This window comes from Phenylobacterium sp., assembly GCF_036402295.1.
GTDB lineage: Bacteria > Pseudomonadota > Alphaproteobacteria > Caulobacterales > Caulobacteraceae > Phenylobacterium.
On record NZ_DASWTE010000340.1, the window covers coordinates 1 to 9,860 of the forward strand.

General features: G+C 69.0%; 10 protein-coding genes and 1 pseudogene. 5 read left to right on the plus strand and 6 right to left on the minus strand.

All coding sequences use genetic code 11. From position 1 onward, the window contains the following. Window positions 1-1,945 (plus strand): penicillin-binding protein 1A (locus VGD44_RS20100; RefSeq protein WP_331090160.1); only part of this gene is annotated, 1,945 nt, incomplete at its 5' end. 7 nt (window positions 1,946-1,952) lie between these two features. Here VGD44_RS20100 and VGD44_RS20105 read toward each other — a convergent pair. Next, window positions 1,953-2,693, minus strand: coding sequence for a M48 family metallopeptidase (locus VGD44_RS20105; RefSeq protein ID WP_331090161.1), 741 nt, complete (start codon window positions 2,691-2,693; stop codon window positions 1,953-1,955). A gap of 45 nt (window positions 2,694-2,738) precedes the next feature. After that, window positions 2,739-4,055 carry a polyhydroxyalkanoate depolymerase gene (locus tag VGD44_RS20110; protein ID WP_331090162.1) on the minus strand — a complete coding sequence of 439 codons (1,317 nt, stop codon included), beginning with the start codon at window positions 4,053-4,055 and terminating at the stop codon, window positions 2,739-2,741. Window positions 4,056-4,616: 561 nt separating this feature from the next. Here VGD44_RS20110 and VGD44_RS26555 point away from each other — a divergent pair. Both VGD44_RS26555 and VGD44_RS20115 read left to right on the plus strand, forming a co-directional pair. Continuing rightward, a complete protein-coding gene (locus VGD44_RS26555) occupies window positions 4,617-5,231 on the plus strand; it encodes a DNA/RNA non-specific endonuclease (RefSeq protein WP_414694696.1) in 615 nt (204 codons plus the stop codon). Further along, window positions 5,228-5,752, plus strand: coding sequence for an SMI1/KNR4 family protein (locus VGD44_RS20115; RefSeq protein ID WP_331090163.1), 525 nt, complete (start codon window positions 5,228-5,230; stop codon window positions 5,750-5,752). The genes VGD44_RS26555 and VGD44_RS20115 overlap by 4 nt, the downstream gene beginning before the upstream one ends. A gap of 9 nt (window positions 5,753-5,761) precedes the next feature. Here VGD44_RS20115 and VGD44_RS20120 read toward each other — a convergent pair whose 3' ends face one another. Then, entirely contained in the window at window positions 5,762-6,373 is a 612-nt protein-coding gene (locus VGD44_RS20120) for an SCO family protein (protein WP_331090164.1), read from the minus strand. 51 nt (window positions 6,374-6,424) lie between these two features. On the opposite strand from VGD44_RS20120, the gene VGD44_RS20125 reads away from it, so the two are divergent. Both VGD44_RS20125 and VGD44_RS20130 read left to right on the plus strand, forming a co-directional pair. Continuing rightward, window positions 6,425-7,789, plus strand: coding sequence for an ActS/PrrB/RegB family redox-sensitive histidine kinase (locus VGD44_RS20125; protein ID WP_331090165.1), 1,365 nt, complete (start codon window positions 6,425-6,427; stop codon window positions 7,787-7,789). A gap of 72 nt (window positions 7,790-7,861) precedes the next feature. Next, window positions 7,862-8,419 (plus strand): ActR/PrrA/RegA family redox response regulator transcription factor, encoded by a 558-nt coding sequence (locus tag VGD44_RS20130; protein WP_331090166.1) that lies wholly within the window; start codon window positions 7,862-7,864, stop codon window positions 8,417-8,419. A 27-nt stretch (window positions 8,420-8,446) separates the two neighbouring features. On the opposite strand, the gene mmcB is transcribed toward VGD44_RS20130, so the two are convergent. The 3 genes and pseudogenes from mmcB to VGD44_RS20145 form a co-directional block, all read right to left on the minus strand. After that, window positions 8,447-8,896, minus strand: coding sequence for a DNA repair putative endonuclease MmcB (gene mmcB / locus VGD44_RS20135; protein ID WP_331090167.1), 450 nt, complete (start codon window positions 8,894-8,896; stop codon window positions 8,447-8,449). Between the two features lie 54 nt (window positions 8,897-8,950). Further along, window positions 8,951-9,478, minus strand: coding sequence for a lipocalin family protein (locus VGD44_RS20140; protein WP_331090168.1), 528 nt, complete (start codon window positions 9,476-9,478; stop codon window positions 8,951-8,953). A 137-nt stretch (window positions 9,479-9,615) separates the two neighbouring features. Continuing rightward, window positions 9,616-9,860: pseudogene (locus tag VGD44_RS20145) on the minus strand (ferritin-like domain-containing protein); the annotation flags it as partial.

Below are 9,860 nucleotides of genomic sequence, written 5' to 3' on the forward strand. Positions count from 1 at the left end.
CCTGACCTACTGGTCGCTCGTGCTCGCCGTCTGGGGCGTGACCTTCGCGGTCGCGTTCTTCGCGATGTTCGCGCCCGGGCTGCCCGACATCTCCTCGCTGGACGAGGCCAAGCGGCGGCCGTCGATCTCGTACCTCGACCGCTCGGGCGCCTTGCTCTCGGTGCGCGGCAGCCAGGCGGCGCCGGCGGTGTCGCTGGACCGGCTGCCGAAGCACGTGCCCCAGGCGTTCGTCGCCGTGGAGGACCGCTGGTACTACTGGCACCCGGGCTTCAACCCGTGGGGCATCGTCCGCAGCCAGATCTACAACATGCAGCACGCCGGCGAGGACCGGCCGCTGCGCGGCGGCTCGACCATCACCCAGCAGCTCGCGCGCAACCTGTTCCTCAACACCGACCAGACCTATCGCCGGAAGGCCCAGGAGCTGGTGCTCGCGGTCAAGCTGGAGGTGCAATATTCCAAGAAGCAGATCCTCGAGACCTATCTGAACCGGGTCTACTTCGGGGGCGGCGCCTACGGCATCGAGGCCGCATCCCAGCGCTATTTCTCCAAGCCGGCCGCCCAGCTCACCCTGGGCGAGAGCGCCATGCTGGCGGGCATCATGAAGGGCCCGTCGCGCTATTCGCCCGCCGCTTCGACGAAGAACGCCGCCGAGCGGGCCAACATCGTGCTGAACGCCATGGTCGACGCGGGCTTCATCAGCGAGGCCCAGCGCGCCGAGGCGGTCCGCACGCCGGTCCGGGTCAATTCCACGCTCGCCAACCAGCGGGCGCAGTACTTCGTCGACTGGGTGGACGACCAGGTCCGCCAGCTGGTCGGCGAGGAGCCGCCCGAGGACCTCGTCGTCGAGACCACCCTGGACCTGCCGCTGCAGGCCGGCGCCGAGCAGGCGCTGCAGAAGGGTGTGGCCGCCGCCAAGGGCCAGGGCGTCGAGCAGGGCGCGCTGGTGTCCCTGGACGGCGAGGGCCGCATCCGCGCCTACGTGGGCGGCACCGGCTACCTACAGAGCCAGTTCGACCGCGCCGCCATGGCCAAGCGCCAGGCCGGTTCGGCCTTCAAGCCGTTCGTCTACCTGACCGCCGTGCAGGCCGGGTACACGCCCACCACGGAGGTGGTTGACCAGCCGATCCGGATCGGCACTTGGGAGCCACGCAACTACACCGGCGAATACCTTGGCCCCATCGACCTGCAGACGGCGCTGGCGCAGTCGGTGAACACCGTGGCCGCCGACCTCGCCAGCAGGGTCGGCACCTCGAACGTGGCCGCCACCGCCCATCGGCTCGGGATCACCTCGCCGATCCAGCTCGACCCCTCCATGGCGCTGGGCGCCGTCGAGGTGAGCCCGCTTGAGATGGCCCAGGCCTATTTGCCCTTCGCCAACGGCGGCGCGGCGGCCAAGGCCTACGGCGTCGAGCGCATCCGCACGGCCCGCGGCGGCCGGGTGCTCTACGAGTTCCGCCCCACCCGCTCGCCGGTGATCGGCCAGCCGGCGCTGTCCGAGATCGTCTCGATGATGCGCGGCGTGGTGACCCACGGCACCGGCACCCGGGCGCGCGTCCCGGGCTACGACCTGGCAGGCAAGACCGGCACCACCAGCGACTACCGGGACGCCTGGTTCGTCGGCTACACGGGCGGCTTCGTCACCGCCGTCTGGGTCGGCAAGGACGACAACAAGCCTATGAAGCGGGTGACCGGCGGCGGCGCGCCGGCCGGCATCTGGCGCGACTACATGACCGCCGCCCTGCCGCGCCTGAAGGTTCAGCCCATCCCCGGCGGCCAGCCGCCGCCGCCTCCGCCGGAGGAGGAAGGCAGCGAGGGCGGCCCGATCGGCCGGATCATCGAGGGCGTGACCGACTTCTTCCGCGGCGACCGCGACGAGCCGCCGCCGTCCGAGTTCGAGGACCGTCCGCGACGCGAGCCGCGCCGGCGGGAAGAGCCGCAGTACTAGCCGGCAGCTAGCGCCCGAAGGCGTGCAGCCGTGCGCCTTCCTCGCGCAGCCAGGCCCTGTGGCGCCGCTCGTCGCCGACCAGGTTGCGCACGTGGGCCCAAAAGCGCGGGCCGTGGTTCAGCTCAAGCAGGTGGGCGCACTCATGGGCGGCCACGTAGTCGGCCACCTCGAACGGCGCCAGCGCCAGGCGCCAGGAGTAGCGGATCGAGCCCGACGTTCCGCGCGGGCCGGGCTTGCAGGAGCCCCAGCGCGATTTGGCGTCCGCCACGGTCACCTTCGGCATCGGCGCGCCGAGCCGCAGCGCGTAGTGGCGGGTGCGCTCGGTGAGCACCTCCATCGCTCGCTTGCGGATCACCAGGATCACCGCGCGGGTGAAGCCCTCGCCGTCGCCCATGGCCGCGATCCGCGGCGTCGAACCGTCCAGCGGCTCGATCCAGCGGGCGCGGCCCGCGCCGGCCTCCAGGCGCACCGGCCGGCCGAACACCTCGATCAGCATGCCCGGCGCCAGCGGCTCGGCGCTGGGCAGCTCGGCCAGGCGCTCGGCGATCCAACCGGCGCGCTCGCGGGCGAAGGCGGCGGCTTCGGGGAGGCGGCGCAACGAGGGTGCGGTGGCGACGATCTCGCGTCTGGTGCGGTCCAGCCGCAGCGACACACGCCGGGCGCGGCGGTTGACCTTTAGCCGCACGGCCGCGCCGGCGACCTCCAGCCGGTCGCCATCAGACAAGGCGGGACGCCCCAGAAGACTCATCGCCCCGAAATCTAGGGTGCGCCGGGGCGATCCAGAAGGGGCGCGCTAGCTCTTTGCAGCGCCGGAGCGCAGCGGCACGACCTCGGCCGACGCCGGCCTGGCGCGCAGGTGCGGGATTTCGGTTTCCATCCGCCGGATGAACGCCCGCACGCGGGGATAGATCTCCTCGCGGAAGCGGCGGCCGTTGAACACGCCGTAGTGGCCGACGCGCGGCTGGATGTAGTCCTCCTTCAGCTCGATCGGCAGGCCGAGGCAGAGGCGATGGGCGGCCTGGGTCTGGCCGATGCCCGATATGTCGTCGTTCTCGCCCTCGACCGTCAGCAGGCCGATATCGGTGATCCGCTCGGGCCGCACGCGGCGGCCGCGATGCTCGAGTTCGCCCTTGGGCAGCAGGTAGCGCTGGAACACCACGTCGACCGTCTGGAGGTAGAACTCCTCGGTCAGGTCCAGTACCGACAGGTACTCGTCGTAGAAGTCCAGGTGCTTGTCGGCGCTGTCGCCGTCGCCGTCCATCAGGTGGGCGAGATACCTGCGGTGCGCCTCCTGGTGCTTGTCGAGGTTCATCGACATGAAGCTCGCAAGCTGCACGAAGCCCGGATAGACGCGCCGGCCCGCGCCCAGATAGGGCGGCGGCACGTTGTAGATCATATTCGACTCGAACCAGGCGAACGGCCGCTCCTCGGCGAGCTTGTTCGTCACAGTCGGCGACAGGCGGGCGTCGATCGGCGAGCCCATGAAGGTCATCGACGCGGGACGGCTCTCCTCGCGGTCGTCGGCCATCAGCGAGGCGGCCGCCAGCACCGGCGGACCGGGCTGGCAGACGGCGACCACGTGCGGCCGCGGACCCAGTTGGCGCAGCATCTCGCGGATGTGGTCGATGTAGTCGTGGAAGTCGAAGCGACCTTCCACCACCGGCACGTCGCGGGCGTTGGTCCACTCGGTGATGAACACCTCGTGATCCTGCAGGAAGGCCTCGACCGTGCCGCGCAGCAGCGTCGCGTAGTGGCCTGAGAGCGGCGCGGCGATCAGCACCGCCGGCTCCAGCTCGGTCTTCCCGGCGCGGCGCAGGTCGCTCATGTCGCGATCGAAGTGGATCAGCTTGCACCAGGGGGTGGACCACACCTCCTGCTGGCGCACCCGCACCTGGCGGCCGTTGATGGTCACCGCATCGATGTTCCACTCGGGCTTACCGTAGCGGCGCGTCAGGTTCGCGAAGAGGTCGGTGGTGGCGTAGATCCGCCGGCCCAGGTCGCTCTCGGCGGCCGGATTGAGCGGCGAGCTCCAGAAGTCCCGAGCGGCCAGCGCGGCCCACCGGAGCGGCGAGGCGGCGTAGTAGCCGGCTTCGTAGAGGGTGTAGAGCATGCGCGGATCTGCCTTGTGCGTCGCAACATAACATGCGGGCGGTTAACAGGCTCCGCAAGGTACAGTTTCGCAGCGCCGCTATGCGTCAACGGCGCGCATCCGAGGCGCCGAGTGCCGATTCGCCGCGCAGTAGGGTGGGCAGCTCCACAGGGCAGCGGGTTGCTGCATCGCAGCCCCAATGGGCTAATTGTTCTTCTTTTGTTCTTGCCCGAAGGCCTAGCTTGTGGGAGAATGCCTAATGTCGAGGCGCTGTGGCCGGTCGTCGGAGAGCCTCCAACTCAATGAACCATAGAGGAGTGCTCGATGGCGCAGCCGCCAGGTGGAAGGTCGCCGTTCTCTTCGCCCGCGGTTGGCGCTCCACGGACCCCTCTGCCGCCAAGTACGGCCTTCGCGCCGTTCGGACTCGTTGACTCAATCCGTCGCGCACCGCGACTCAGCGACACCGTCATAGTCGGGCAGCAAGCCTATCGGGAAGTCGACAACGGACGAGCGAACGTCCTGGTCCCCGTCGATGATCCACTACGCGCGGCGCAGCGCGAAGGCATCGTCCGCGCGCTGTTCATGGCCGAACATCCGCTTGGCGCCGTCGCCTATGGGGTGGCCGCAACGGCCGGCGCGCCACAACGGACTCGCGACGCCATACTTCAGGTCGGAGGACTGGTCGATGAGGCGGCGGCGGGAGGCGTGTCTCGCTCTAGGGTCATTCGCCCGCGGGCAGACCCGCCTCAGCAGGCGCTCAATCTAACACGACCCAAAATCGTGCTCCGAAGGCCCAATGCGGACAGGCAGGCGACGGGCGCCACAGCGACACTCGCGCAAAGCCTGCCCGAAAGAGGGACGAAGGCCAGTCGCAGGATCAGGCCCGTTGGCCATGTCAGCCGCGATCCTCCGTGGAACCACGACAAGGGTCATCTCATCGCAAGTCGTTTTGGCGGCTCAGGCAGGGATGAAGCGAATCTGATGACGCTCGAGCGACGCGCCAACCAGAGGCACATGAAGGAGTTCGAGAATGACGTTGCGCGCAGGGTGGGAAGTGGAGAGACCGTCGACTATTCGGTAACGCCGCTCTACGCGGACGGGCGTTCGCCGCCCTCCATGGTCTTGATGACTGCGTTCGGCCACAGCGAAGGACCGAAGGCCCGCCTAATACGCAATCTTGCCGGGCCCCTCCGATGACAATCGAGAACCTGGCCCGGGTGGCGCCGCCGCCCGCCGCGCCGTTCGAGGCGTTCGTGGGACCCTGGCAACCGATCGAAACGGCGGTCGGGACACCCCTACCGCAGGACCTCAAGGATTTCGCCCGGCTCTACGGAAGCGGCGGCTTCATGGATTTCATGTGGATTGCGGTTCCCTGGCCCTCTGATCGCGGCGTGACGTATGCGCGATGGGTCGGTGAAGCCTGTCGCACCTTCCAGGCTTTGTCGCTTCCATATCCTGTATGGCCCGATGCTGGCGGCCTTTTCCCTGCGGGCTCGACGGAGAACGGAGATCAGATCTTCTGGCTGCCTCGACGCGACACTGAGGCTTGGCGCGTCGTGGTCTGGGATCGCGGCGGCTGCGAGGGCGAAGACGTCGAGACATTCGACTGCGACCTCACCGACTTCCTTGCCGGGCTCGCGACAGGCGCAATCATCCCCAAGGCGTTCCCGGACGACTTCTATCCCTTCGAGCCGATCTTCCAGCCGGGGCGGTCGTGAGACCCCGCCTCAGCAGCGCTCGGCGTTCGGGCCTTGCTGCATCGCAGCCTGAATCTTCGCCGCGGTCTGTTCCGGCGTGAGCTCGTAGGGGAGGACGCAGGCGAAGCGGCCCTTGGGGTTCATCAGGTAGCTGTAGGCGGCGTGGTTGACGGTGTAGTCCGCGCCTTCGCCCTGCTTTTGGTAGAAGACCCGATAGGCCTTGGCCGCCGCGTCGGTCTGGGCGGGTGTGCCCGTGAGGCCGATCAGGCGCTTGGGAAAGGCCGGGTTCGCCACATAGGCCTTCATCTGGCCCACCGTATCGCGCTCCGGGTCCACGCTGATCAGCACGGCCTGGAAGTCGGCGGCCTTCGCGCCCAGCAGCGGCTCGACCTGGCCTAGCTCGAACAGGGTGGTCGGGCAGATGTCGGGGCAGTGGGTGAAGCCGAAGAACACCACGCTCCACTTGCCCTTGAGCACGGACTGGTCGACCGTGCGACCGTTCGTGTCCACGAGCTGGAACGGTCCGCCCACGGCGGCGGTTTGCGGTTGGGGGCCCAGGACACCTTTGCGGACGGCGAGACCGGTGAGGATGGCGAGCGCGAGCGCCAGGACCGCAATGAGGGCCAGGATTTTCCTGGACATGGCTCTAGTTCCTTGCTGCCGGCCGTCCGGCCGCCGGGAGGGCTCAAGGCCATGACCGACGCCGCCGCGTCCCAGGCCAAACCCCTGCCTGCGGGCCTCGATACGGCCGGCGCCTCCGACGCGCAAGACGTCTGGGACACCGCCGACATCCGTCGCGGCCACCTGCGCGTCCGCACGCTGGTGCGGCTGCGCTGGGCGGTGATCGCCGGCGAGGTGGGCCTGCTGGCGCTGATGGCCTTCGCCCTGGGCTTCCAGGCGCCCTACTTCGCCTGCGGCCTGGTGGTGGCCGTAGGCGCCCTCATCAATGTCCTGACGGCCGTGGCCCAGCCGCCCCAGCGGGTGATGGGCGACCGCGAGGCGGTGGCGCAGCTGTCGCTCGACATCGTGCAGATGTCGGCCCTGCTGGCCCTCGTGGGGGGCACCGCCAACCCCTTCACCCTGATCCTGATCGCGCCGCCGACGCTGGCTGCCGCCACGCTGCCGTTGCGGCCGGTGTGGGTGCTGGGCGTCATGGCGTCGGCCGCCTCGATGCTCTTGGCCGTCGTGGCGCTGCCCTATCCGTCGCCCGAACCCATGCTGTCGCTGCAGTTTCGGCTGGTGGCGGGCCTCGCCAACGTGGCCGGCATCGCGCTCGTGGCCAGCTATGTCCGCCAGTCGGTCGAGGAAGCCGCGCGGATGGCGCTCGCCCTCGACGTGACCCAGAAGGTGCTGGCCCGCGAGCAGCGGCTGTCGGCCCTGGGCGCCCTGGCGGCGGCGGCGGCGCACGAGCTGGGCACGCCTCTCGCCACCATCTCGATCGTCGCCAAGGAGATGGCTCGCGAAGCCGTCACGCCGCAGGTGAAGGAGGACGCCGAGCTTCTGACGAGCCAGGCCGAGCGCTGCCGCGAGATCCTGCGCCGCCTGTCGGCTACGCCCGAGACCGCTTCCGACGAGGTGCACGAGCGCCTGTCGCTGCGCCAGCTGGTGCAGGAGGTGATCGAGCCGCACGCCAATGCCAGCAAGGAGGTGCGCGTCGAGGCGATCGTCACGGGAGCCAAGGACGTGAAGACCCCCGACATCCGCCGGCTGCCCGAGATCACCCATGCCTTCACCACCTTCGTCGAGAACGCGGTGGACTTCGCCAAGTCCGAGATCCTGGTCTCGGCCCGCTTCGACGCCGAGCACATCTCGATCGAGGTCCGGGACGACGGCCCCGGCTTCGCGCCCGAGATCCTGGCCAAGCTGGGCGAGCCTTACGTCACCAGCCGCCCCGGGGCCGAAGGGTCGCGCACGGGCCACATAGGCATGGGCCTGGGCTTCTTCATTTCGAAAACCCTTTTGGAACGAACCGGCGCCGTCGTGACGTTCCACAATGCCAAGCCACGCGGCGCCGTTGTGGCGGCGCGCTGGCCTCGCTCACTGGTTGAAGCTGTTTGACCTACACGCAGCAAAGCTTGCAGAAATGCGTTTAGGTGCGACATTCTGTCCTAGCCCCTAGAGGGAAGACGCATGACTGACCTGTCCGCCGAAGTCACCGCGCTCTCTGACAAGAGCCTGCTCGTCCTCGACGACGACGCGCCGCTCAGGACACGATTGGGGCGCGCCCTCGAACAGCGCGGCTTCGAGCCCACGCTGGTGGGAAGTGTCCAGGAGGCCATCGCCGCCGTGAAAGTCCACGCGCCGGCCTACGCCGTGCTCGACATGCGGCTGGAGGACGGGTCGGGGCTGAAGGTGGTGGAGGCGGTGCGCGACGCCCGCCCCGACGCCAAGATCATCATGCTCACCGGCTACGGCAACATCGCCACGGCCGTGCAGGCGGTGAAGGCTGGCGCCGTGGACTATCTCAGCAAACCCGCCGACGCCGACGACGTGGTCCGTGCGCTGCTCGCCAAGGGCGACGCCGCCCCGGCGCCGCCCGAGAACCCGATGAGCGCCGACCGCGTGCGGTGGGAGCACATCCAGCGGGTCTACGAGCTCTGCAACCACAACGTCTCGGAGACCGCGCGCCGGCTGAACATGCACCGGCGGACGCTGCAGCGGATTCTGGCCAAGCGGGCGCCGCGGTAGCTTTCCCCCCTTCATGGGGAGGGAAAACTAAAGCTCTGTCGCCGCTACGCCTCCAGCCCTGAGCGCCGCGAGCCTCGCGAAGGCCAGCGTCAGGGCCTTCCTTCGCGCTCCGGCCAGGGGCTCCACCGGCGCCTCGCGCAGGATCGCGCCGCCGAATCCGTCCGCGACGATGAGGCCGGGCTCTTCGGGCAGGATCTCACGCGGGAACTCAGGCGCGACAGCGAAGGCGAAGGCGTCGCAGTAGGGGCGGTACTCGGGCCACTTCAGGTCGACCCGAAAGTCCTCGATCCCCGACTTCACCTCGACGATGAAGATCTGGCCCTTGGGCCCCAGGGCCATCAGGTCGGCCCGGCGGCCGTTCGGCAAGGTCACCTCGGCCAGGGGCGCATAGCCGAGCGCCGTCAGCAGGCGCGCCGCGCCGCGTGTGACGGTGGCCGTGGTCTCCGGCCGCGAGAGGGTGACGACAGTGACGTCCACGCCACCACCCTGTTCCGCCTTCGTTCTGAATTCAAGAGGCCCGACGGCCGCGGCTCAGGTCCGGGGGATCGGGAATTCGAGCCGCCCGACGTCGAAGCCCAGCTGGCGGATGCGGCTCAGCGCCTGGGTCTTGATGGGCGCGGGCAGCACGGGCTTCTGCGACATCAGCCACAGGTACTTGCCGTTGGCGGTGGCCAGCACGAGCCAGCCCTGCTCGGGCCGATGCTCGACGACCACGTAGTCCTGGCTCACGACGCCGCCGAAGAAGCTCATCTTGAGGCGCGCGTTGGTGCGCGGGTCAGAGACGGTGGCCTTGGCCTTCCAGGTCTTCAGCGGACCGCTCGTGGTCTGCTTGCGGCACGACTGCACCACGGCGAAGCCCTGGGGCTGCGGCGTCCAGTCGGACGCGCCGGCGACGCAGCCATTCTGCAGCGAGTTGGGCACGCGGGCCACCTCGTACCAGCGCCCCATCATCTTGGAGAGCTCGATCCGCCCGGTGGGCTCGACGGTCATCGCCCCCGCCGAAACCGGCGCAAGCGTCAGGGCGGCGGCGAACGCCGCAATGGCGAGGCGGAGGGTCATGTTGCAGTGCGATATACGAAGGAATGCGGCGAGAAAACGCCCCAAGGCGCGCGATATAGGGACGCACCTGCGAGATGACTACCGCCTGAACGTGTCAGTCAGATGTGTGACCAAGCTGGGCCTTGAAGGCGCGGCCGCTACTCCGCGGCCACCGCCACCCGCGCCCGGTCCTTGAAGTTGATTTCCTGGAGGTACCGGATGCCGTCCTCGGCGATGTCGTCGCCGACCATCCGGTCGCCCTCGCCGGCCAGTTCGTCGAGGTCGACGTACATAGCGTAGAAGCCGCGGGTCCGCTCGGTGATCAGGCCGGCCTTAAGCAGGGTCTTGATCAGCACGCGGAAGACGTTGGTTTCGTTCGTGATGCGCCGGCTCGGGTCGCGCG